Below are 23,699 nucleotides of genomic sequence, written 5' to 3'. Positions count from 1 at the left end.
TTGCGAAGGGTGGAATAATTGAAAATTTCAGGCGCATCACATGGCTGTGTAGCTGAGGCATTTGATCTCATCGAGCGAGGTGTGGCCGCCAATGACCTGCTGCAGGCCCTCCTGGTAGAGGGAACGGAAGCCGTTCTTGAAGGCGGCGGCGCGCATGGCGCTGAGTGGCGCGCCTTCTTCCACCAGATCCCGCAGCTCGTTGTTCACCTCACAGAGCTCCATGAGGGCCACGCGACCGGCATAGCCGGTGCCATGACACTCATCGCAGCCACGGGCGTTGTAGATCGGGGTGGTGAGCGGCTGGGTGATGACGGCCTGCTTGGCCATCAGGTCCTGCACATCCTGCGGTGCCTGCATGGGCTGCTTGCAGTAGCTGCACAGACGGCGGGACAGGCGCTGCGCCTGGCTGAGGGCGAGGGAGTCGGCGAGGAGGTATTTTTCGACGCCCATGGACAACAGTCGCGAAACAGCACGCAGCGAGTCGTTCGCGTGCAGGGTGGTGAGCACCAAGTGGCCGGTGAGCGAGGCATTCACCGCAGCGCCGGCGGTTTCCGCATCGCGTGATTCACCAATCAGAATGATGTCCGGGTCGGCACGCAGCAGGGAACGGAGACCGTTGGCGAAATCGAGTCCGCGTGCGTTGTTGGTCTGCGTTTGGTTGATGCCCTCGATCTCGTATTCGATGGGGTCTTCGATGGTCTGGATGTTGACGCCTTCATCGTTCACGCTGTTGAGCAGCGCATAGAGCGTCGTGGTCTTGCCGGAACCGGTGGGGCCGGTGACGAGAACGAGGCCCTGATCACGCTGCATCGTGCGGGTTAGGATGTCGATCTGGCGCTGGGAGAGGTTGAAGTCCGAGAGGCGCTTCACCCCGTCCTGCTTGTCAAGGAAGCGCATGATGACTTTCTGGAACTCACGCCGCGTCGGGATGGCGGCGACACGGACATCGACACGGCGACGGCCTATCGAAAGCGCCATGCGGCCGTCCTGACATTCCTGGCGGTTCTGGTTCATGCCTGCGTAGTTTTTCAGCAGCGCCACGTAGCGGTTGAGCTGGCTTTCCGGGGCCGTCATGATGGTTTTCATGGTGCCGTCCATGCGCGCACGAAAGCGCGTGAAGCTGTAGAACTTCTCCACATGCAAGTCGGAGGCGCGACAGCGAATGGCGGTGAACAAGGCCCACTGCACGAGCTGCTCGGGCTCATGATTCGGATTCTGCGGATTGACCCGCGCCATGTCTTCGGGAGAGATTTCGACGACACTGGAATCGTCGGCGACTGAGAGCGACGCCCCCTCCATCGAGGCCACCGCACTGGGATCGAACGTGGCGCCGGCACGGTTGATGGCCTCACGGATGCTCGCCAGATCGGCCAGCACGGGGACGATTTTCACCGCCGGATTGCCCATGGAGAGCCATTCGTCCTCGAAGGCGTAACAGTCGCTGCTCTCACTGAGCAGGAAGACGACATGCTTACCGATGTAGAGCGGATAGACGTTGTGCCGTTCCAGCAGCGGGATCGGGAAGAATGTCTGGCGCTGCGCTTCGGTGGCGCTGTAAACGAGTGTCCGGCAGTTGCTGATGAGATGCTGCAAGGCGACGCCCATGTTGCGTTGCACCACATTGAAGTGCGTGATGCCGAGCGTGTCAGACTTGCCCTTCTGCGCCTCGTAGAAGCCCTTGAGCTTGGTGATTTCCGCCGGCTCGTAAGGGCAGTGCTCGAGCAGCCAGTTGAAGGAGCCCTCCAGTCCCATGTCGGCAAACACCGGCGGCTGAAGCTGCTCCATCGCGTTCGACTGCGAGATCGGCATCTGGCCAAAACGCTGCACGAGATCCTTGCGCGTGTTTTGATACTGCTCCTGCGTGACGAGCACCCGGATCGTCAGGAACGGCGGAACGCCCCACAGGTCCCCTGCCCGCGGATTGTGATGCGCCATGACCAGCAGCGGGCCGATGGTGGTGACCGGCAGCCACGGATCAGCCACATAAGGGACACGACCGAGTTTGCGGATCAGGCGCTCAGCATCCGGCGAGCAGCTCTCGCGCAGCAGCGTGACTGGCAGCATGCCGTGCTGCAGGGCGAGTCCCTCGATGGATTGAATGGCGAGAATCGCCGTCTGCCGCGCCTCAATTGTCGCGTTCGGCGGATTACTCGCAGCGCCAAAGGATTTTGGCGTTGAAGAGACCGGAATCTGGAGGGTGGCGGACATGAGAGCGTGCGTGGCGGGATCAGCGTCCCGCCATTTGAAAGTTCGGCGGAAAGACGAATGCCGTGGTGAAGTCTGTGCCTTCGAAATTCATCAGCAGCCCGGTTCCTGACTGCCCGGGTTTGAGCAGTTCATACATCCTTCCGGTCCAGCGCAGGCGGTACAGCGTGGTGGAGCTGGAGGACAGCGGGTTGTAGCGCGGATCCATGTAGGGCGAGCCGATCTTCGCGCGGCCGAGGTTTGTGTCACGGTACTGAAGCGTGCGCAGGATGACCATTTCATCCGCCGTGGCGCTGTCCATGGCATTGAACAGCATCTCGTAGTTCTGCTGGGCGAAACGATGCAGCGCCTGATTGAGCATTTCCTGCCGCGCCTCCGCCAGCGCATCCTTGGCTCCGCCCAAAAATTGGTTGAACGATCCCACCGTGATGCCTGCGAGCACCCCCATGATGGAAATGGTGACGACCAGCTCAGTGACAGAAAAACCACGCTCCCTGCGACGCGGCAGAGAGGCGGAGTTCCGCAAACAGGTTCCTCTGTGGGTGGAGGTGATCATGCTGGAGGTGCGTCAGTAATAAATGGTTCCGGTCGGGCCGGTGAGCGCGGCCTTGGTCATGGAGGTGATGGCTGGGGCAAAAGTCACCGAGTACCCGGACGGCATGAAGGCGGCCAGGGTGGTCTCCGAAAAGCTCAGATAAGGACGCAGCAGCGTGTACTTCGATTCCGCCGAAGCCGCCGAGGACCAGTCCAGCGCCGCCTGCGTGCGACCACGCACCTGAATGTAGCTCGCCTGGGCAAGATTCAGCGCCTCGGCGCGCGCGATCGCCAAGTTGCGTTCGCTGTCACTGCGCATGCGCGTGACGGAAGGGATCGCCATGAAGGCGATGATGCCGATGATTGACACACAGGCCATCATCTCCACCAAGGAGAAGCCTCGCATGGATGATCGTGATTTTTTGGATGCGGCGTTCATGATGAAGTCAAAGGCGGTTTTATTCATTGACCAGGTCCACACGCGGGAAATCACCGCTCTGCCAGATGGGAAGCGCCAGATATTGCTTCGCGTTGTCCAAAGCGGCCGTTTTCATTCTTTCGGTGCCAGTCGTGTAATCCAGAAAGTGATCTGCCGTCGTCTGATCGAGGAATCCGGCGCGCAAATTGAGATCTGCCGAGGCCGGATTGGGAACCAGCAGATTGAAGCGTGCGGAGGTGGTGCCCAAGGCATTGTACGTGGTGCGTACGCTTTCGAGGCTGCGTACCTGGGAGGTGCTGCCCACACGGGTCTGCGCCATCACCCAGGCGGTCAGGGCGCTCTGTACTGACGCCTGCTGCTGCCGTGCCATGACACGATGGGCATCGCGCGAGGCGTTGGAGATCGCGCTCACCACGAGCGATGACATGATGCCGATGATGGCAATCGTGAAGATCGCCTCGACAAAGCTGAATCCATTCCTGCCTCGCGTGTGAATTGTCATGTTCATGTCCATCGCAGCCTTGTTCTTTGTTGCACAAAATCCGCCGGGGAGTCACCTCCCCGGCGGACGTGAATCGTCCGAATCTGTTGTTTAAGTCACAGAGCCAGGCGACAAGTCGAACCGACGGCTATTACGAGCCGGGGTTGTAGGCGACCTGCTTGTTGGTGTCGTCCCAGGTCAGGTAGGCAGCAGCCTTGGCTTCTTCATCGTCGTCGATCGGGCCGGACGTGAAGGTCTTGCCCTGGAAGGCGCCGTCAGCCGGGGAAACGCCCGTCTGAGCCTTGTCGAGGAGGTTGGCGCTCGTCCAGCCAGTGGTGTCAACGCCAGCAGCGATAGCGGCGTTAAGCACGGAGGCGACGGTCTGAGCATTGCGCTTGGCGGCGGCGTCACGAGCATTGTCGTTCAGCGTGCCGATGTTAGGAATCGCGATCGCGGCGATGATGCCGATGATGGCGATGACGACGAGCATTTCCACGAGGCTGAAGCCAGCCTTGCGGGAGGTGTTGAGCTTGATGTTTTTCATAGTGTTGTGTGTGTGTTTGGCTGTTGGTGTTGCTTCGATGTGAACCTCTCGTTTGAGTTGTTCAGCATTGAATTATTGAATTTATATCAGCTATCACAAATTGATTCAACATAAATTTTATAATTATCACAAATTTCTCACAATTATGGTTCGCCTCCTTGTGAACTCGTCCCCTCTACGAGTACTTTTCCTTCACCCCCTCTTTCGCAGACCAGATCTCCTGACGCTGCAACACACCACAGACACTTCGAAAATCCCCGCTAGAATGCCTGTTCAACGCTTATGAAATTCCGCTTTCTGATCCTCCTTCTTCTCTCTGCAGCCTGGCAGCACATGGCCACGGCTGAAACCACGCCCCCTGCTGTCGTTCTGCCTCCTGAGGTTCACGAAATCGCTCCCGAACAAGTCGAACGCCAGCTCGTGGACCACCTCGACACCTTGATCATTGACGTCCGCACCGAGGAAGAACGCCGCACACGTGGCCACATCCTCAATTCACTGCATCACGACTACTTTCACGGCCAGAAAACGCTCGATGAACTGGCAAGACTGGACAAAACCAAACCCTGCATCGTGTACTGCGCCATTGGCGGCAGGGCAAAGCTCGTCGCCGTGGAAATGCACAAGCTCGGCTTCAAAAACATCCTGCTGCTCAGGGGGGGCTTCAACGCCTGGACCGCCAGCGGTCAGGCGATCGCGAAGTGATCGACGCTTGGGGCTTTTAATTCCAGCTTCTCACCGCAGCGCATCACCTTGAACGGCTGCTGCAGGCGCTCGCAGGCCGTCACAAATTCATCTGGTGTTTCCGTGTTGAACTCAAACATGTCGTAATGGCATGGCACGACTAGTCCCGCGCCTCCCGCCTTCGCCAGGGCCGCCGCCTCGGTGCCATGGAGGTTTCCAGCCACACGACGTTCGGGTTTGTTGCCGTTGATTGGCAGCAGCATCAGATCGCAGCGTTGCTCACGCGTGGCTTTCACGATGTCGTCATGCCAGAGCGTGTCACCACTGTGATAAATCGTGAACGGGCCGCATTTCACGATGAAACCCGTGTAATGACAATGCCCCTGCTCATCACGCAGCACCTCGTTGTGCTTGGCGATCACACCCCGCACTTCCCAGCTTCCTTCAGCATGCACATCATGATCTCCGATGCCACAGAACACGACCTCGGCGTCTCCCAGCCGTTTTTCAGCCTCGTGAATGATCGGATGCGGCAGATACAATCGAAAACCTGGATTCGTTTTCGCCAGCGGCACCAACGTTTCGCCATCCAGGTGATCCGTATGCACATGGCTGGCCGTCACGCGGCTGATGCCCGTCAATCTGCCCGGATCGATGCAGCGCTCGGTCATCCGCACATGCGGTTTGTCGGTGAGCGCGTATTTCTTCGTCAGCGAATCGGACAGATAGGGATCAAACAGCAGCGTCTCCCCTGCCCACTGCACCAAAAACCCGCTCTGCCCCAGCCACCAGACATGCAGCGTGCTTTCGTCGTTCGAGGCTGCCGCCATGTCAGCGAGCAACGCATCGTCCTTCTGAATCGCAGGAATCATCGGTTCAGGCTCCAAACTGAATCGCCGCAATCTTCTCCGCCATGTCGTGACTGGCGCAGAACACCAGCTCTGCCGCCGCTGCTCGCGAGAGCCGTGCATGCAGTGCTACCACGCGTCCCATGCTGAGACCGTCCACAAAGGCCTGCACGGGCCGGTTCTGCGGGTCAAGGCTGCGGATTTCCACCGTCGTGTCTGGTGACAGCAGCGCGCTGCGCCAGTGTGCCGGCTCCAGCACGTTTGAGCCGACGAGCAGCCAGGCCGGCGTATCCGCCAGCAAAGGCGAAGCTCCCATGCTGCGTGCATAAGCCGTCGATCCGGCGGCGGTGGCCACCAGCGCCCCGTCGCTCACCAGTTTGGGAATACGCCGCACGTTGTTCACGGTGATCTCCAGCCACGCGCTCTGGCTCGTCGCCCGCTCCAGCCACGCGTCATTGAAACCATGCGCCGTGTGCTTCCCTCCGTTTTCGTCCTCAAATTCGAGGAACAGCATCGGCAGTTGGCGGAAGATGACATCGCTCGGCGGAAAGGCGCGGGCGTTCACCTGCTCCGGTGCGTTCAGCAGGAAGCCGAGATGGCCCGCGTTGATGCCGAAGAACGGCAGCCGTGCCCGCCAGTGCTCGCGAATGCTGCGCAGCATCGCTCCATCACCGCCAACGACACTGATAAAATCCGCCTCACTGGCCGGAACGTGCCCGCTGTCCAACGCCGTGCTCAGCTCACGCACTTTGGGATTGGCACCGTCGGCCTGGAGAAAAAACTTCGCGTCTTCGAGCGTGCCCCGCGCCCAGTTGCCCGGAATCGGCGCACGATACAGGCCGTAGCGCTCGATGTAGGCCAGCGCATGCGGATGGAGCATCTCCACCACGCTTTGACCGCTTCTCAAACGTTCACGGATCACCGTGCTGGCGCCTTCGGCCATCAAATCCACCTCCCGTGCATGCGGCGGCAGATCGCGCACATCCACCTCATAGCCAGGCCGCCGCAGCACCGCGAAATTCGCTTTTTGCCAAAACTCCACCCCACGCGCCCAAGTGCGCTGAATCTGCGACTCCCCACGCGCACCTCCTGCGATCAAATCCGCCCCCACCACATGCCAGACCTCGCCCTGTGTTTCGAAACGCGTCTGCAGCTCATGACTCCGCGTGAAGGTCTCCTGCTCAAAGTCCGAGAGATCCACCACCACCTTCGGCAGCCCGCCAAACACAATGTCCGCCAGCGCCGCACGATAGACCGACGGCACGCTGCCCGTCACCGGCTTGTCAGGACGCGGCCCGCAGGGAATCACGCGCACTTCGTCAAACATCTCCGCCAGACGTCTGGCGATGGCCGTGTGATGGTTTCCAGGGGGATTGAAGCTGCCTCCAAAAATGGCGATGCTTTTCGGCATGCATCATCCTGCCAGCGGTCGAAACGAGTGCAAGCCGCGAGAACTTTTCCTTCGGATCGCCTCTGCCGCCGCCTGCACTCTTTTGTACTCCCATGTGCCCGGACTTGCTGCATGTTGGCCATGATTCCAAATCCGGGCTTTATGGCATGCATGCTGTTGGCCCGCCTTGGTTGCCGCACTCCCGTCAAACACTCCATGAAGATCACCGCCTCCCTGCTCCTCCTCTCCACCGCCATGCTGGCGGCGGAGCCCACCTTCATTCCCTGGTCCTACACGGAAAAAGACCTTTTCCCCAGCGCCCTCATCTCCACCGCCACGGTGGATTGGAACGGTGAAGAAGAGAACGCCGAGGACAGAAAGACCGAGGACGATCCCAAGCTCAAAAAGCAGGAAGTCCCGATCTTTGGCGATGAGAACAGTTGGCTCGGCGTCGAACTCACAGGGCTGCCCAAAGGGGCGAAGGTCGAAGTGGAAATCTTCGTCGATGGTTTCATGAAGCCCTCGAAATGGAAAGGCACGGTCAGCAAGATCAACCGCGACGGCGAAGCGCTCATCTTCCCCAAGGCCGTCTGGGACTACGAGGCCCTGTCAAAGGTGCGCCAGCAGCGCCCGGTCAACGTCACCTTCAAGGTGACCGTCAATGGGGAAGCCCTGCCAGACGAAACGCAGACGCACATCATGAAATCGCTCAACGATTGCCCGTTCTACGTGCTGATGGACGAGGACGGCGAGGACTTCGACGACTTCTCCTGGCTCTTTGCCGCCTATGTGAACGAGAACCATCCGATGGTGGACAGCATTCTCAAAGAAGCTCTCGAAAGCGGCCTCGTCAGCGGCTTCACCGGCTACCAGTCCGAAGATCCCAAAGAGGTGATGATGCAGGTCTTTGCCATCTGGAACGTGCTGCAGCGCCGGGGCATCAAATACAGCGACGTCTCCACCACCACGCCCAGCAAATTCGTCGTCAGCCAGACCGTGCGCTTCCTGGATGACTCCATCGCCGCCACCCAGGCGAACTGCGTGGACGGCTCCGTGCTCATGGCCTCCTTGCTGCGGAAGATCGGCCTCAACCCCTACCTCGTCATGGTGCCCGGCCATTGCTTCCTGGCCTTTGATTCCGGCACCGGCGAGGAGGACGGCATCATCGGCCTCGAGACCACCATGCTGGGCAACAACCAGCTCAAGCCCGTGAGCCAGATTGCCAATCTGCCCCAGAAGACCAAGCTGAAGGAGTTTCAGCAATCCTACAAAACCTTCAGCAACGCCGTCGAAACAGGCAACGAGGCCCTGGAAGAGCATGCCGATGAATTTGAGAGCGAGGAAGATCCCAACATCCAGCTCATCTCCATTTCCGATGCGCGCGAGCTCGGCATCATGCCCATCGCCACCGGCTCAAGGTAGCCACCCATGGCGCCAGCCTGCTTCAGACAGCGGCAGGCTCGGAGAAAAAGGAAAAAGAAAGCGCCTGGTCCGGAGACCAGGCGCTTCAAATATCAAAAGCTTCAGCGGAAGTGCGGCCGCTTAGCAGCAGCAGTCTTCGCAGCACTCGGCGATGCCGTCGTCTTCTTCATCTTCCTCTTCCTCCTCTTCGTCTTCCTCGTCGCACGCTTCCTCGTCCTCTTCTTCATCTTCGAGACCGTCGCCGTCGTCGTCGCCATCTTCTTCGTCAGACACGCCGTCGTTGTCGTCATCGGTGTCTTCCGCATCCGATTCGCCGTCGCCGTCTTCATCGCAGTCGCTGTCTTCCACTTCTTCAAAGAGGCTGTCGCCCTCTTCTTCATCCACCTCGATCTCCTCTTCGAGCTCCGCCTCGTCCTCGGCGTCTTCCTCGGTGGCGGTTTCCTCTTCATAAGACTCCAGCGTCTCTTCGTACTGGGTCTCTTCCGTTTCCGTGATGGTCTCCGTGATGGAGATCTCCTCGTAGTAGCTCTCGTAGTTCTCGATGCTCACCTCGTAGTAGTTCCACGTCTCGTAGTAGCTCCAGGCGTCCGCATAGAACAGCGTGTTCATTGCGCTTGAGTCCGAGTCGAGCACCTGCCACACCACGTAGTAGTCAGGATAATACGCCTTGATGATGTTCGAGTAGGCGGCCAGCGCGTTCTGCAGGCGGTTCCACTGATACTGGTACTTGGCATAGGCCAGACGGCCGTCGCCTTCCACGGCGGCCAGTTGCTCCACCAGGTTCACCAGATCCAGGATCATGCGCTCCTGGTAGGACTTCGGCTTCGCCTTCGCGGCCACCTTTTCCAGCTTGCCCAGCAGCGCCTCAAGCTGCGTGCCGGATTTCTCGATCAGCGCGATCTCCGCGTCCGTCAGCTTGCCCTTCTTGCCGCCACCCTTCTTGTAGCTGGCCACCGACGGGCCAAAATGGTTCACATACAGGTCATACGCCGTGGACAGCGAGACCACGCCGCGACCCACCGTCGATTTCGGGTGCGCCCCGCGGATCATGCCCCAGGTGGCGGCCAGTTCCGTGATGCCCTGGCCGGCGATGTCCAGGCCTTTGAGCATCTCCGGGCTCTTCTTCTGGATGCCCGCGTCCATGAGGTCGATGCCTTCGATGATCGTCTTCAGGGACGACCAGAACGGCACCGCCTGCTTCGACTTCGGACTGATGTCCTTGGCGTTCTTGACGATGTAGATGACGGACGTCTTCATGTCGTCCACCAGCGAGGCGGCCGTGGGCGCAGCGCCTTTCTTGTTGTGGGCTTTGGAAGGCGTCTTGTCCTTGCCGTGCAAAGTCATCCCGGGGACACCGAGAAGGCTGAGGCTGGCGGCAAAGGCGATGGTTCGGAGTAGAATGAGTCGTTTTTTCATAGGTGAGGGCGGGAGCCCGCTTGTAGCGCCTTCCATGAGCAGATGTCACTCCCTTTTTGGAGTTTTTTTGTTCACACGCCACCATGAATGCCCGGCTTGCGCAGCACCTCTCCCGGAGGGCAGACCTCCGTGTCTGCCGAAGTCGGTCCGCGCTCCCTTCAGCTTCGGCTCCAAACCATCGCAAACCATCGTCAACAACGGTCAACGACTGCCAACTTCTCTGATGGAGGAGCGTCCGGTTACTTCGACACTTCCTTCTTTTTCACCGGGTATTTGCCGGGGGATTTGGAGAAGGTCTGCATGCAGTCCGTGCAGCAGAAAGCGACGAAGCCTTCGTCGGTCTTCACGCGGTAGATGGGACGGGCGGGTTTGTGGTCCACGGGGCATTCGTCATTGATGGGCCAGGCGGCGAACACGGTGGCGGTCATGGCCAGGCTGAGGAGGAGCGGAGCGAGAAGCGTTTTCATGGGTGGAGTCAGGTTGGAGTTCCGTGCGCGTTGCCCCATGAACGCACGGCAGGAATGATCTCCTAGCCCAAAGCAATCCATGCCCAAGGATGCGCAAGGCAGGCACAATCCGGGTTATTTCTCCTCGATGTCCCAGTAGGAGAGCTTCGCGATCTCCTCGGGCGTCAGGTAGTCGATCCAGCTTTTGCCGTGCTCGTCGAGGTTCGGCGGCGAATGCCAATCCAGGGTGCCGTCTTCGCGGAGTTTCTCGACCTGCACGCTGCCGTCGTTGCGGCCGATGATGATTTGGCGGCCTGACCATGCTTGGCCTCGTTTACGGACGCCGTTTGGTGCTGAAAGACCCCATTTCGGCGGCCAAGAAGTGTTGAGGCTGTTTTCAATGATGAGCGGCATTTTCTGGGGGGCAGCACCGGTCTGCTGCTTTAACAACATCCAGTGGCATTCGCCGGGTGCCAGCGCCTTGTCATAGTTTGGCGGATGGCCCACGTCATTATCCAAGATGAACACGCTGCCCGGACACTCAAAGACCCGCTCATCCGTAATGATCTCATCCGTGAAAAGCCGCCTAAATACTTGGTTGGACGATTTGAATTCATTAGGCCAAGCGTCCGGATAGCCCATACCATTGTCATGAGACCAATGCTCCAAAGCCAGAATGATCGATTTGCAGTTGCGCATCGCTCTCATCTGGCGGCTCATCTCTGGAAACAAATTTAAGGCCGCAATGCTCAGTGCAATCAGAAGCAGGACACACCCAATCACGATCCCCCGCTGCAAGCATCCCCAGCGCTGTTTCGGCACCTCATTCATGCGGCCATTCCATTGGTTTTCGTGCCGGATGGCAATCTCATTTTGCGATTCACCCTGCCACATCCGCTTTCCCGCTTGAACCCGCCCCCGGAGAGCGTTTAGACAGTTCCACGCATGATTTTTCTCGCCGCCCTTCCCGAACCCAGCCGCATGGGGGACTTCCTCATGGCTTTCCTGAGCATCATTTTCGAAGGTGCTCCCTACATCCTGATCGGGACGATCTTTTCGGGCATCATCGACGCCTTCCTGCCGGCGAAGCTGCTGGATCGCGTGCTGCCGAAGAGCAAGGTGCTGTCCACGCTGATCGCCGGATTCCTCGGGCTGGTGTTTCCGGTGTGTGAGTGCGCGGTGGTGCCGGTGATTCGGCGACTGGTGCAGAAAGGCCTGCCGCTGTCCTGCGCGGTGACCTACATGCTTTCCGCGCCGATCATGAACCCCATCGTGGCGATCAGCACGTTGACGGCGTTCAAGGAGTTCGAAGGCCTGTCCTGGGCCACGGCGGGCAATGCGACGATGACGATTGCGCGTCTGTCACTGGGCTACTTGGTGGCGGTGATCGTGGGCCTCGTGGTGCTGCGCTTCAAGCCGGGCCAGGTGCTGCGGGCGAGCATCGCGAACAAGATCGAGGCCGCAAATGCGGAAGAGGGCCACGAGCATGCACCGGAGGCGAACTTCAACGGCAAGCTCGTCCATGCCATGCGCAGCTCCATGCGCGACTTCCTCGACACGGCGATGTATTTCGCCATCGGCGTGATCATCACCTCCGCCTTCAACACACAGATCAACCAGGCGATCCTGAACACCGTGGCAGGCAACGAGTGGCTGGCGCTGCCCTCGATCATGGGTCTGGCGATGGTGCTCTCACTGTGCAGCACCTCGGACGCCTTCATCGCCGCGCCGATGGCCGCTTTCTCGATGGCGGCGAAGCTGGCCTTCCTGGTTTTCGGTCCGATGATGGACATCAAGCTGCTGTTCATGTACTCCAGCGTCTTTCAGCGGAAGGTGGTCGTTTATCTTCTTGTCGGACTGTTTGTGCTCATCGGCGTGCTGGCCACGCCATGGATGAACCTGATTCAAAGCTTTTACATCAAACCTTAAACTGCCATGAGCGCCACACGCACCCTCGTTCATCTGATCAGCGTCGCCATGCTCCTGCTGTGGGGCGGCGTGCTGCTTTACTTTTACATCTCCGGCCGCCTGGTGAACTACCTGCCTCCAGATGGCATCTTCCGCCCGATGGTGCTCGTGTCCGGCATTGGACTGGCGGTGCTGGGCCTCTTCAACCTTCTCACCATGACCGCCGAGGACGCCGGATGTGAAGGTCACGATCATGCGCATGACCATGATCACGACCACGATCACAAGGATGGCGGTCACGATCATTCGCACAAGGCTGGGGATTGCGGCCATGACCACGCTCATGAGCACAAGCACGCGCACGGCACCTGCGATCACGACCACGTTCACGACGAAGGCTGCGGGCATGACCATCCTCACCACGAGCCTGCGAAGAAAGAAGGCTGCTGCGGTCACGAGCACGGCCACACGCATGCCCACGGTCACGCACACAGCCACGAAGGCCATGCGCATGGCATTCTCGAAGAAAGCGCCTGGCCGGGCCGCATCGCGGTGATGCTCATCCTTGCCGCACCGCTGTCCTGGGCCGCGCTTGCCACGCCGGACCGCTACAGCCCGAACGCCGTGGTGAACAAAGGCCTCTACGACCCGAACTACGCCGACACCTCGCGCGCCGAGCAGTTCTCGCTCCAGAACAAGCCCAAGACGGCGGCGAAACCTGAAACAGCCGCCCCAGGCGTCACGGCCAGTGTCACGACCGAAAAACCTACCACGCCACCGCCTCCCGGAGTCAACGCCGCCTCAGCGGCAATGGCCGACGGGACCAAGAAGGTGAACGAGAAGGACCTTCCCAAGCCCGCGCAGGAATCAAAGAGCTACGGCACCTTCACGCTTGAAGACCTCAAGGCCCAGGTGCCGCAGAGCAAGGACGGCAACTTCATTCTCGAAGTGCCCGAACTCTACTACACCGGCGGCGATGTCGAAGTGCAGAAGGTCATCACCGGCCAGATGGTCGAAACGATTGCCCAGGTGCTTCCCGAGAAGGTCAACAACGCCGACGGCCACCGCCTGCGCATCTTCCGCATGCTCGTCCAGTGCTGCGCCGCCGACGCCCGCCCTTATTCCGTCCCCGTCGATTTCGGCAAGAAAGCCCCCGAGTTCAAGGACATGACGTGGGTCAAAGTCGTCGGCAAGATGAGCTACAAGAAGGAAGGCGATCAAACCGTCCCCATCATCGAAGCCACCAAAGTCGAGGAAACGACCGCGCCGGACAACGCGATGATTTATTGAGGAACGCTGAAACGACAGAGTCTGGGTATTGTAGTACCGGCTTTAGCCGGTTCTGATTCGTGACCGGCTAAAGCCGGTACTACAATGCGAAGAATGCCTGACTCCGATCATCGGTGTAGCGACGAGCATAGTGTAAAGCGGAGTGCTGCGGGCTCGGAGGCCCGCGCTCCCGGCGGCTGACGAAGCAGCCGCCTTACCTCATCGAACTCACGGCACGTCGTAAGTCTTCAATCCTGCTACGTCGAAGCGCGTCGAGCCCACCTCATCGGCGATCTCGTTGAGCGCCTCGACTTCGGCGGTGCTGAAGAGCAAGCCACCGGCTTTGGCGGTGTGCGCGGCGTTTTGCGCCTCGGGTTGACCGGGAAGCAGGCAGCCTTCGTTGCCATGGCCGAGGATGTCGTCGATCACCGCTTTGATGTTCTGCGCGAAGTTGCGGCCATTGGAGAACAGACCGGTGCTGATGGCATCGGGATGGATGACCTGAAAGTAGAAGCTGCTCGTGCGCTTCTCGCCCGCCGGGAAGGGCTTAGATTTGATGTCGGGATGCGCGCCACCACCACGCAGGGTCGGAAGACCGCCACCGATCATGCCGCCCATGACTTCGATGAGCAGCGAAAGTCCGTAACCTTTGTGAGCGCCGAAGGGCAGCAACCAGGCTGCTTCATTCGCGTCAGTGGTCGGTTTGCCGGCGGCATCCACGGCAGCGCCGGGAGGCAGCGGTTTGCCTTCGCGTTTGAGCTGCTGCACGCGGCCCATGGCGACGGTCGAGGTGGCCCAGTCGATCACGATGGGGAAACCACAGGCGTCCTGCGTCGGCAGGCCCCAGGAATGTGGATTGGTGCCGAGCACCGGAAATTTGCCGCCGAAGGGCACCACCTCGCCGAGCGTCGAGGTGCAGTTCGTGTAGGCGATGTAGCCTTTATTGGCCGCATCCATGACGTAACCGCCGCCCCAGAGGTAGTGGAAGGCGTTATCGACGCTCACCTGGCCGATGCCGTATTTGTCCGCCATCTCCATGCAGCGCTCCATGGCGCTGAAAGCCACGCTTTGGCCGAGCTTCAATTTGCCGTCCCACGCTTCACTGGCGGCGAAGGGCTTTTTGATCACTTCGATCTCCGCACCCGGTTTGCAGCCGCCTGTGGCACTGCCATAGAGGTGGTCCAGATGCAGCGCCTTGATCGCATTGTGCGTGCGGATGCCGTGCGCCGTGGCCATCTCACAAAACCGTGCCCCGTCATCGGCCTCCGCCTGCGTGTAACCACGATGCCGGTAGGCGGCGCGGACGAGATCGTTATGAGCCTGGGTGGGAACGATGTGGTAGGTGGCTGGCATGGTCTGCGGATGATGCCGAGACACACGCGGCACGCAAGGCGCTGATTGCGCTTCGTCTCACCAGCAGATGCCCTCATAGCTCCAGGGCAGCGCCTTGAGCTCCGGCCAGCCATTCATATCAATCACCCACTTCCCTGCCCCGGCCACGTCGCGCAGCGATTCGACATTCACACATTTTTGCGAGGCGATGATGACATCGCTCTCGCGCACGACCTCCTCCGCCGTGGCGCAGAGCAACTGGGCCAGATGCGGCATGCGACGCTGGATTTCAGCTTCATTGGCGCCGATGAGGCGCGTGAGATTGATGGAAGGATCGTAAATGCGGAGCTGGTAACCACGTCCGAGCAGTGTTTCAGCAATGGCCACCATGGCGCTGCCGCGCATGTCATCGGTGTCGGCTTTGAATGCGAGACCCAGCAGGCCGATTCGGCGGGCGTCCTTGCGGGTGATTTGGTCCAGCAGTGCATCAAGGTGCGCGTGGTTGGACTCCATCACATGATCGAGCAGCGGCAGGTTCACGCCTTCGATTCGCGCCAAGCCGCTCAATGCATTCACATCCTTGGGCAAACACGAGCCACCGAAGGGATTGCCGGGCTTCATGTAGTAGCGCGAGATGTTCAACCGCTCGTCATGACAGACCACGTCCATCACACGGGCACCATCGACGCCGAGATGCTTCGCCATACGACCGATCTCGTTGGCAAAGCCGACTTTGAGCGCATGGAAGTAGTTGCAGGCATATTTGAGCAGTTCCGCGCCTTCCCATGCGAGGATTTGCGCGTTGAAGCCGAGCAGATCGAGCGCCTCAGTGGTCGCGGGAGCTTTGCCATCGTGCGTCCCGACGGCGGCGAGCGAAGGATCACGAAAATCGCGCACCGCCGTGCCTTCGCGCAGGAACTCGGGGCAGTAATAAACATGCAGCAGGCCGGATTTGATGAGATCGGCCAGGAACACGCCCACAATGGCGCGCGTGCTGCCAGGCAACATCGTGCTGCGGAACAGGATCGTGTGCGGCTGGTTCTTCTCGCGAATCGCCGCGGCGATCTGTGCCGTGACTTTGCGTACGAAATCGAGATTGAGCCGGCCGGCGGCCTGGGACGGTGTGCCGACGCAGATGATGCTGATCTGCGAAGCTTTGACGGCGGCTGTGGCGTCCGTGGTGGCATCGAGACGGCCTTCGCGCTTGGCGGTTTGCAGCAAGGACTCCAGTTCGGGTTCGATGATGGGCGATATGCCAGCCTTGAAGGCATCCACCTTCGCCTGCTGTACATCCGCGCCGATGATGTGGTGCCCCAATTCGGCCAGACAGCCTGCCGTGACCGCCCCGACATAGCCGAGGCCGAAGATGCTGACGTGATGCGGGTGCGCGGATGGCATCCGCCAATCAAGCATGCCCTCCGGCGACAAACAAACATCTTCACAACAGGCCTGACATTTGCCAGATTGCCTGTGATGTGGCTCAGATTGAAAATTACGCGGCAGGTGATGGCATTGGTCATTTGTCATTCCGCCTGCGGTCATCCGGCGGATCAAAGCGAGATGCGAGTACGACCACAGCCGCACAAGTTGGAGATTCGGCTGACGTTCAACATCTTCACACTGACACGATTTGTGCGAGTCGATGCGGATGGTGACACGAAGATCAGCATGGTGGAGCTGGCGGCGGCGGAGCCAGTCCTCACGGAGTATCTGAACAAGCATCTCTTGATGGAGGTCAACGGGCAAAAGTCCACACTGGGATCGCGGGCGCGGTTTGATCATCTGTGGCCGAACTCAGAGAAGACAGAACCGATGACGGAGGCGGAGTATGCGGCACGGAATGTGGATGTGACGTTCACTTTGCCGGTGGAAGACCGCTTGCTGGAGGATTTTTGGCTGGGGTTTGAGATTTTCGAGCAAACAGGGCCGCTGCAGACGATCCGCGGGATCTATGAGCAGGACGGACAGACTGAAGAGGTGCCGTTCAGCGTTGAGTTTGCCGAGTATCTCTATGACACGGGCTATGTGGACGATCCGTTCGTGCAGGCGGCTGAAAAGAAGACCATGGAGCCGCCGAGTGAGCAGCGCTGGTGGATGCTGCGTGCCGTGGTGTTCATCGTTGTCATCGTGCTGGGCCGTGTCGCCACGCTGTCAAGACGCGCGGCGAAATTGCCAACAAGGCGACAACGCCGATCGTGAAGACCTATTGTTCGCGATGTCTCGCCCGGTTCACTGCTCTTTCTCGCAAAACAAACGCACGCCGTCGGCGCACATCGAGGTGAGATTGGCACGTTCGCACTTTTGCCAGAGGGCCTCGTCCACACCAGCTCGCATGGCGGCTTCGTGCTCGTCGGTGGCATAGCGGGTGCGATTTTCCTCCGCGCTGACGCCTGAACGAAAATCAGCGGCGACGCGGGCGTGGATTTCGGTGATGCGCTTGCGATAGGCGGAGAGATGCCACTCCACATCGTCCACGCGTCCAAAATGGGTGAGGTAGAGCGACTGGAAGCCAGCGGCGGTCAGACGATCCACGGAATGGACATAAGCGACAGGATCAAACTGTGGTGGGGCCGCAGTGACGGAGAGATAACGGCTGTTTTCGAGGCGCGCGCCGGCCACATCACCCGGGAAGCACACATCGCCGATGATGAAGGCGTGATGATGTCGTGCATGGCCGGGTGTGTTCCAGGCGATGATCTCCACCTCACCAAGTTTCACACGCTCTTCGTCCTGCAAGGCGATGACCAGCCCGGCTGGCGCAGGCAGCATCTTGCCCCACAAAGCATCCATCTGATCGCCATAGACCATGCGGGCGCTTCCGATGAGCTTGGTCGGGTCGATCAAATGGCGTGCCGCATTCGGATGGCAGTAGATGGTAGCGCCAATTTGCGCGAACCAGCCCGCGGCCCCGGCATGGTCAAGATGGATGTGCGTGACAAAGACCTTCTTGATGACCGATTCATCGACTCCCGCAGCACGAATGGCACTGCGCAATGTCTCCAACGTCGATCCCGGCCCAGTCTCGATCAGTGCGTATTCGCCGCCGCTTTCGACGAGGTAGGACGCGATGAGGCCCGGGATGCCGAGGAAATGAAGATCTAGCGTGTGAATGCGCATGAGCGGGAGTCAAGGCTTCGCCGTCAAGAAGGTCAAGTAGCGGTCAAGAGTCGTGCCGTAACCGTCTTGACCATGCTTGACCACTTTCTTGACTCCTTGACCAAGAACTAGCGCATCATCTCGAGGCGCTTCTTGAGGATATCCTTCTGGCTGACTCCGCCCAGTTTTGCCTGGGTGGAATCGATCCACTTTTGCTCCATCTCGTTCTTGGTCGGACGGTCCACATCGTAGAAGACGCCGAATTTGCCGGGAGACGGCTGGTCGGCGAGCTTGTAGGCGGAGACGTCGTCTTTCACGTCATGCTGGGTTTCGTCGATAGTTTCGAAAACACCGCCTTTTTTCGGCCAACTGTCGTCGAATGAACCTTCGTAGAACATGATGCACTCGCTGAGGCACTCGACGACGCTGAATCCGTCGTGGAGGATGGCGCGTTCAAAGACGTCCATCATGTGCTTCACCTGCGCGGCGTGCGTGCGGGCGATGAAGGTGGCACCGCTGGCGAGGAGCTGCTTCATCGGATTGATGGGGCGGTCGATGCTGCCGGTGGGGTCGGTCTTGGATTTGAAGCCCTGCGGGCTGGTAGGACTGGTCTGCTTCTTGGTCAGGCCATAGACGAAGTTGTCCATGATGACGTAGGTCAGCTTGATGTTTTTGCGCGCCGCGTGGTTGAGGTGATTGCCGCCGATGGAGAAGCCGTCGCCATCACCGCCAAAGACGAAGACATGCACGTCTGGACGGCTCAGAGAGATGCCGGTGGCCAGCGGCAAAGCGCGGCCATGGATGAAATGGATGCCGTGGCTGTTCACAAAGTACGGAAAGCGTGAGGAGCAGCCGATGCCGGCGACGCAGACGATCTTCTCGTGCGGGTATTGGAGCTTTTCGAGCACCTTGTAGAATGCAGCGAGGACGGCGAAGTCACCGCAACCCGGACACCATGTCGGGTGGTCGGCGGTGAGCATTTTTTTGGTGAGCTTGCCGTCGGCAGGTGGTGCGGCGGGAGCGGGGGCTTCCAGAGTGGCGGTGGACATGGTGGTTGGGATAAAAAGTTCGAAGAATCGGAGGAAAAGATCAGTTGGCGGCCATCACCTTTTCCACACCGGTGACGATCTCGCGGATGCGGAAGTTGAGGCCGTCAGTCTTGCACACGGACTGGATTTTGGGATCAGCCAGGCTGGCGCGCAGCATGGTGGCGAGCTGGCCGTAACCATACATGCCGGAGTCGTTCATCTCGACGACAACGACCTTTTTGAACTTCGCAAAGATAGTGTCGAGTTTCGCAGGCATTGGATGCACATGGCGGATGTGAATCGCGCCGACCTTGTGGCCTTCGGAGAGCATGCGGTTCACGCTTTCCTTGATCGGGCCATAAGTGCTGCCCCAGCCGACGAGGAGCACGTCTCCCTGCTGCTCGCCGTAGATTTCCGGCAGCGGCAGCTTCTTGCTCAGCTCAATGAGCTTGTTGCGGCGCTTGTCAGTCATCTTCTGGTGCATCTTGGGATTGCCGGATGGATGCCCCCATTCGTCGTGCTCCAAACCTGTGACGTGCGGATAACGTCCGCTGGCCATCTTGGCTCCGGGTGGCGCGTGGCGGGTGACGCTGTCGAGCGGGTAGGGTTTGAAGTCTGCGGCACGCTCCGCGATGTCGAGCATGGGTTCGACCCAGCATTTGTCGAGATCAGGCTCGGTGAAGGCCTCGATGCGGCTGCTGAGGCCTTGATCGCTGAGAATGATGACCGGACAGGAATATTCGCGGGCAAGTTTGCCGGCTTCGAGAGCGATGTAGAAGCAATCTTCCACATCCTGCGGGGCGAGCACGATGCGCGGACAGTCACCGTGGCTGCCGTAGATGGCTTGCAGCAAATCCGACTGCTCCACGCTCGTCGGCAGACCGGTGGAGGGGCCGCCGCGCTGCACATTGATGACGATGAGCGGAATCTCAGCCATGCTGGCATAGCTGAGAGCTTCCATCTTCAGGCTGAGGCCCGGACCCGCGCTGCCGGTAACGGCAAGATGGCCCGCATAAGCCGCGCCGATGGTCATCGAGACGGCGGCGAGTTCATCTTCGGCCTGCACATAGATGCCACCGTATTTCGGCAGCTCGCTGCGCAGGGTTTCCATGATGCTGGACCAAGGAGTGATCGGATACGCGGAGCCGTAGCGCACACCGGCGGCGATCAGGCCCATGGTCATCAAGGTGTTGCCGTCAGTGCTAAGACGGTGCTCGTCCTTGTGCTCGCCTTCCTCGAAATTGAAGGTGCCGATGTCACCGATGGGATAGGCATAGCCCGCGTCGAAGGCGAGCATCGCATTGCGCAGCACGCTTTCATCCTTCTTGCCGAACTGGCGCGAAACGATGCCAGCGAGCTTGTCACGGTCGAGCTGATAAACGGCACAGAGGAGGCCGAGAACAAACATGTTCTTGCCTCGGTCGCGGGCGCTGCCGCCGAGGGCCTCGATGGTGGCGGCGGTGAACGGCACACCGATGTGGTGGATGCCACGCTCGTTTTTGAATTCCGTGACCTCCGCGGACTCATAGATGCAGATGCCGCCTTCGCGCAGAGAGCCGATGTGGCTGTCGTAGCTGTGCTGGTAAAAGGCCACCAACACGTCCGCCTCATCACCCGCCGTGAGGACGTGACCGGAGCCAAGGTGAAGCTGGAAGATCGAAGGACCGCCCGAAATCGTGGACGGGATGGTCATGTAGGTCATCACATCATGCTGCGTGCGGCCCGCGAGACGGGCGAGGAAGCCGCCGATGGACTGAATGCCATCTTGGGAATTTCCAGCGAGCCGGATGACGGCGTTGCGCAGAGTTTGAGCAGGAACAGACGAGGGGGGAGCAGAAGCTGTGGCGGTTGGCATGGTTGGATGCAGGCACAGAAGACCCGCAGGTTGGTGGGTGACAGAAACGCCATTATGAGGGGTCTTTTGCAATCGTCCATCCTCCTGACGGGCTTTTTTCACATGAGGAGCGGGCAGATGGCGCTTCGATCAAACACCTTGCTATCTCCCCCATCGGTGGGAGTATGACCGCCCTCAAAACCCAGGGGAACAGCATTATGAGTCAACACACTTTCCCTGAACTGGGAATCGCCCCGGAGCTTCTCGAAGCCGTCAAATCACTCGGATTCGAGCAACCCTCCCCCATTCAGGCTGAGGCCATTCCCGTGGCCCTGACCGGACGCGATGTGGTGGGCCAGAGCCAGACCGGCTCCGGCAAGACCATGGCCTTCGGCATTCCCGTCGTGCAGCGTGTCGATGCCACCCAGCGGAACGTGCAGGCACTGATCCTCTGCCCCACCCGCGAACTGGCCATGCAGGTCTGCGCGGAGATCCACAAGCTCGCCACCTTCAAAGACATCCGCGCCACGCCCGTTTACGGCGGTGCTTCGTACGACCGTCAGATTCGTGCGCTGCAAAGTGGCTCCCAGATCGTCGTCGGCACTCCAGGCCGCATTCTCGACTTCATGGAGCGCGGCTTGATCAAGCTCGACGGTCTGAAAATGCTCGTCTTCGATGAAGCCGATGAAATGCTCGACATGGGCTTCAGCGATGACATCGACCGCCTCATGGCCGCTGTGCCGAAGGAGCGCCAGACGATCTTCTTCTCCGCCACCTTCGAGCCGCGCATCCGCCGCCTCGTGCAGAATTACACGCGCGATGCCGCCACCATCACCATTCAGCAAAAAGCGCTCACTGTTCCTACGGTTGAGCAGCGCTACTACGAGGTGCACGGCCGTTCCAAAACGGAAGTGCTCTGCCGCGTCCTCGACATCGAAGCCCCGCGCCTCACCATCGTCTTCGCCAACACCAAACGTGCCGTCGATGACGCCACCGACGCCCTCGTGGCCCGTGGTTATGCCGCCGACCGCCTGCATGGCGACATCAACCAGACCATGCGCGAACGCGTAATGAGGAACTTCCGCAGCGGCGCTGTCGAAGTCCTCTGCGCCACCGACGTGGCCGCGCGCGGCCTCGACGTGAATGACATCGACCTCATCGTCAATCTGGAGCTGCCCTACGATGCCGAGGACTACGTCCACCGCATCGGCCGCACCGGTCGTGCCGGCCGCAGCGGCAAGGCCGTCAGCCTCGTCGCTGGTCGTGAAATTTACCTCATGCAGCGCATCCAGCGCTTCATCAACATCCGCATCGACCGCGCCTCAGTTCCGTCGCAGGAAGACCTCGAAGCCACTCGTGTCGATAAGACCTTCGAGAAGGTCAAAGGCGTGCTCGAAGCCAGTTCCTTCACCTCACACGAGCACAGCATTCAGCGCCTGCTTGATGCCGGCTTTACCGCCACCGAGATCGCCAGCGCTCTCATGGACCTCCTCATGAAGGACCAGGTCCGCGAAGCCGAGCAGATCATGGAAGACCGTGCGCCCAAGCGCAAAGACGCGCCGCAGCGCGAATTCCAGGCCCGTCCGGCTCCTCCGGTGCGCACCCCGGCCCCTGTTCCGGCCGCCGCACCTGCGCCAAAGCCCGCCCCTGTTGAGGCCGCTCCGGCCCCCGCAGCCGACGGTGAAGCTCCAGCCGTGACCGAGTCCCCTGCACCGGAAGCTCCCGCCGCTGTCGAAACAGCCGCCGTGGAAGCATCGGCCCCAGCCATTTCGCCCGTCCCATCCGCTTCCCCCGCTCCCGCCGAAGAACACGAGGAGGACGCCGGCCCGACGAATCATCAGGCAGCCGCCCCTGCGCCCGCTGCATCTCCGAGACCCGCGCCCGCAAAATTCGACAACGAATACGACACCTCCGACGAAGAGCGCCCGCTGCCCAAGAAGCAGAGCAGCTACGTTCAAAAAGGCCCGCGTTCCGGCATGGTGCGCCTGTTCATCAACGTCGGCGGCATGGATCAGGTGCGCCCGCAGGACATCGCCGGCATGCTTTACAACACCATTCAAGACCTTACCCCTGGCAGCATCGGCGCGATCGATGTGCTGGAGAAATGCAGCTTCGTCGAAGTGCCTGGCGACGTCGTTGAGTCTGTGCTCGAAGGCGTCAAAGGCGCTCAACTGCGCGGCCGTGATGTTCGCATGGATCACGCGGATCGTCCCGATGACATCAGCGGCATCCGTCCGAAGCGTTTCGGCGGTGGCGGTGGATTCATCAAAAAGCCCGGCTTTGGTGGCGGCTACAAAGGTGGCAGCGGCGGTGGTTTCAGCAAAGGCGGCTATGGTGGAGGCGGCGGCGGTTACCAAGGTGGCGGCGGCGGCTTTAAAAAACCCGGCTTCGGTGGAGCTGGCGGTGGATTCAGCGGAGGAGGCTTCAAAAAGCCGGGCTTCGGCAGCAAACCCTGGCAGCAACGCGAAGGCGAAGGCCCCAGCCCCGGCTACGGTGGCGGTGATGACGGCCCGCGCCGCGAAGACGCTGGCAGCGGCTACCAAGGTGGCGGCGAGGGTGGTGGTGGTTACGGCGGTCCGCCCAAACGCCCATTCGGCGGTGGCGGCGGCGGCAAACGCTTTGGCGGCGGCGGTGGTGGCTTCAAGAAGAAGTGGTAAGCAGTTCACGCTCTGACATCTGTCACACAATCTGCGGCATTACTCATGCCGTGCGCTTGTTTGTTCGGAGAAGCCACGGTCGTGAGCATGCAAGCACGTGAGATTCCGCGGCGAGACGGTTTCCCACACAGATTGTGAAGGCCACTTGCCAAGAAATCATTGGCGG

At 60.1% G+C, this 23,699-nt stretch carries 21 protein-coding genes; 6 read left to right on the top strand and 15 right to left on the bottom strand.

Annotation, left to right across the window (positions count from 1 at the left end):
• Nucleotides 1–36 precede the first annotated feature (36 nt).
• The 5 genes from U1A53_RS27015 to U1A53_RS26995 all read right to left on the bottom strand — a co-directional run bounded on the left by U1A53_RS27015 (nucleotide 37) and on the right by U1A53_RS26995 (nucleotide 4,203).
• Complete coding sequence (locus U1A53_RS27015; RefSeq protein ID WP_322285049.1) at nucleotides 37–2,208, bottom strand: GspE/PulE family protein; 2,172 nt, start codon at nucleotides 2,206–2,208, stop codon at nucleotides 37–39.
• Nucleotides 2,209–2,227: 19 nt separating this feature from the next.
• Nucleotides 2,228–2,761 (bottom strand): type II secretion system protein, encoded by a 534-nt coding sequence (locus tag U1A53_RS27010; protein ID WP_322285048.1) that lies wholly within the window; start codon nucleotides 2,759–2,761, stop codon nucleotides 2,228–2,230.
• 12 nt (nucleotides 2,762–2,773) lie between these two features.
• The gene (locus tag U1A53_RS27005; RefSeq protein WP_322285047.1) at nucleotides 2,774–3,145 is read right to left on the bottom strand and encodes a type II secretion system protein; all 372 of its coding nucleotides are present in this window, start codon (nucleotides 3,143–3,145) and stop codon (nucleotides 2,774–2,776) included.
• 52 nt (nucleotides 3,146–3,197) lie between these two features.
• A complete protein-coding gene (locus tag U1A53_RS27000) occupies nucleotides 3,198–3,686 on the bottom strand; it encodes a type II secretion system protein (RefSeq protein ID WP_322285046.1) in 489 nt (162 codons plus the stop codon).
• Nucleotides 3,687–3,810: 124 nt separating this feature from the next.
• Nucleotides 3,811–4,203, bottom strand: coding sequence for a prepilin-type N-terminal cleavage/methylation domain-containing protein (locus U1A53_RS26995; RefSeq protein WP_322285045.1), 393 nt, complete (start codon nucleotides 4,201–4,203; stop codon nucleotides 3,811–3,813).
• A gap of 282 nt (nucleotides 4,204–4,485) precedes the next feature.
• Between U1A53_RS26995 and U1A53_RS26990 the strand changes: the two genes are divergently transcribed.
• Nucleotides 4,486–4,908, top strand: coding sequence for a rhodanese-like domain-containing protein (locus tag U1A53_RS26990; protein WP_322285044.1), 423 nt, complete (start codon nucleotides 4,486–4,488; stop codon nucleotides 4,906–4,908).
• Here U1A53_RS26990 and U1A53_RS26985 read toward each other — a convergent pair.
• Together U1A53_RS26985 and U1A53_RS26980 are read right to left on the bottom strand one after the other, a co-directional pair.
• Nucleotides 4,890–5,759: an MBL fold metallo-hydrolase gene (locus U1A53_RS26985; RefSeq protein ID WP_322285043.1), complete on the bottom strand. Its 870-nt coding sequence runs from the start codon at nucleotides 5,757–5,759 to the stop codon at nucleotides 4,890–4,892. The two genes, U1A53_RS26990 and U1A53_RS26985, sit on opposite strands and share 19 nt — an antisense overlap.
• Nucleotides 5,760–5,763: 4 nt before the next feature.
• Nucleotides 5,764–7,146 (bottom strand): NAD(+)/NADH kinase, encoded by a 1,383-nt coding sequence (locus tag U1A53_RS26980; protein ID WP_322285042.1) that lies wholly within the window; start codon nucleotides 7,144–7,146, stop codon nucleotides 5,764–5,766.
• Nucleotides 7,147–7,341: 195 nt separating this feature from the next.
• On the opposite strand from U1A53_RS26980, the gene U1A53_RS26975 reads away from it, so the two are divergent.
• Entirely contained in the window at nucleotides 7,342–8,547 is a 1,206-nt protein-coding gene (locus U1A53_RS26975) for a hypothetical protein (protein WP_322285041.1), read from the top strand.
• Between the two features lie 120 nt (nucleotides 8,548–8,667).
• On the opposite strand, the gene U1A53_RS26970 is transcribed toward U1A53_RS26975, so the two are convergent.
• The 3 genes from U1A53_RS26970 to U1A53_RS26960 form a co-directional block, all read right to left on the bottom strand.
• Nucleotides 8,668–9,963, bottom strand: coding sequence for a hypothetical protein (locus U1A53_RS26970; RefSeq protein ID WP_322285040.1), 1,296 nt, complete (start codon nucleotides 9,961–9,963; stop codon nucleotides 8,668–8,670).
• 239 nt (nucleotides 9,964–10,202) lie between these two features.
• Nucleotides 10,203–10,430 (bottom strand): hypothetical protein, encoded by a 228-nt coding sequence (locus tag U1A53_RS26965; protein WP_322285039.1) that lies wholly within the window; start codon nucleotides 10,428–10,430, stop codon nucleotides 10,203–10,205.
• 114 nt (nucleotides 10,431–10,544) lie between these two features.
• The gene (locus U1A53_RS26960; protein ID WP_322285037.1) at nucleotides 10,545–11,303 is read right to left on the bottom strand and encodes a hypothetical protein; all 759 of its coding nucleotides are present in this window, start codon (nucleotides 11,301–11,303) and stop codon (nucleotides 10,545–10,547) included.
• A 51-nt stretch (nucleotides 11,304–11,354) separates the two neighbouring features.
• On the opposite strand from U1A53_RS26960, the gene U1A53_RS26955 reads away from it, so the two are divergent.
• Both U1A53_RS26955 and U1A53_RS26950 read left to right on the top strand, forming a co-directional pair.
• Nucleotides 11,355–12,338, top strand: a complete 984-nt coding sequence (locus U1A53_RS26955; protein ID WP_322285036.1) for a permease — start codon at nucleotides 11,355–11,357, stop codon at nucleotides 12,336–12,338.
• Nucleotides 12,339–12,344: 6 nt separating this feature from the next.
• The gene (locus U1A53_RS26950; protein WP_322285035.1) at nucleotides 12,345–13,607 is read left to right on the top strand and encodes a hypothetical protein; all 1,263 of its coding nucleotides are present in this window, start codon (nucleotides 12,345–12,347) and stop codon (nucleotides 13,605–13,607) included.
• 207 nt (nucleotides 13,608–13,814) lie between these two features.
• Here the strand turns inward: U1A53_RS26950 and U1A53_RS26945 are convergent, their stop codons facing one another.
• Nucleotides 13,815–14,939, bottom strand: a complete 1,125-nt coding sequence (locus U1A53_RS26945) for an Ldh family oxidoreductase (RefSeq protein WP_322285034.1) — start codon at nucleotides 14,937–14,939, stop codon at nucleotides 13,815–13,817.
• Nucleotides 14,940–14,996: 57 nt separating this feature from the next.
• Complete coding sequence (locus U1A53_RS26940; protein WP_322285033.1) at nucleotides 14,997–16,316, bottom strand: nucleotide sugar dehydrogenase; 1,320 nt, start codon at nucleotides 16,314–16,316, stop codon at nucleotides 14,997–14,999.
• Between the two features lie 162 nt (nucleotides 16,317–16,478).
• Between U1A53_RS26940 and U1A53_RS26935 the strand changes: the two genes are divergently transcribed.
• Nucleotides 16,479–17,117, top strand: a complete 639-nt coding sequence (locus U1A53_RS26935; RefSeq protein ID WP_322285032.1) for a hypothetical protein — start codon at nucleotides 16,479–16,481, stop codon at nucleotides 17,115–17,117.
• A gap of 30 nt (nucleotides 17,118–17,147) precedes the next feature.
• On the opposite strand, the gene U1A53_RS26930 is transcribed toward U1A53_RS26935, so the two are convergent.
• From U1A53_RS26930 to U1A53_RS26920, 3 genes are all read right to left on the bottom strand, one after another.
• Complete coding sequence (locus tag U1A53_RS26930; RefSeq protein ID WP_322285031.1) at nucleotides 17,148–18,035, bottom strand: MBL fold metallo-hydrolase; 888 nt, start codon at nucleotides 18,033–18,035, stop codon at nucleotides 17,148–17,150.
• A 107-nt stretch (nucleotides 18,036–18,142) separates the two neighbouring features.
• The gene (locus U1A53_RS26925; RefSeq protein ID WP_322285030.1) at nucleotides 18,143–19,063 is read right to left on the bottom strand and encodes a thiamine pyrophosphate-dependent enzyme; all 921 of its coding nucleotides are present in this window, start codon (nucleotides 19,061–19,063) and stop codon (nucleotides 18,143–18,145) included.
• A 40-nt stretch (nucleotides 19,064–19,103) separates the two neighbouring features.
• Nucleotides 19,104–20,897: a 2-oxoacid:acceptor oxidoreductase subunit alpha gene (locus U1A53_RS26920; protein ID WP_322285029.1), complete on the bottom strand. Its 1,794-nt coding sequence runs from the start codon at nucleotides 20,895–20,897 to the stop codon at nucleotides 19,104–19,106.
• 197 nt (nucleotides 20,898–21,094) lie between these two features.
• Here U1A53_RS26920 and U1A53_RS26915 point away from each other — a divergent pair, with 197 nt between their 5' ends.
• Complete coding sequence (locus U1A53_RS26915) at nucleotides 21,095–23,533, top strand: DEAD/DEAH box helicase (protein WP_322285028.1); 2,439 nt, start codon at nucleotides 21,095–21,097, stop codon at nucleotides 23,531–23,533.
• The last annotated feature ends 166 nt before the right edge of the window (nucleotides 23,534–23,699 follow it).

This window comes from Prosthecobacter sp. (assembly GCF_034366625.1).
Classification (GTDB): domain Bacteria; phylum Verrucomicrobiota; class Verrucomicrobiia; order Verrucomicrobiales; family Verrucomicrobiaceae; genus Prosthecobacter.
The sequence above is the reverse complement of the archived record's forward strand: the minus strand, read 5'-3'. Positions and strand labels throughout refer to the sequence as shown.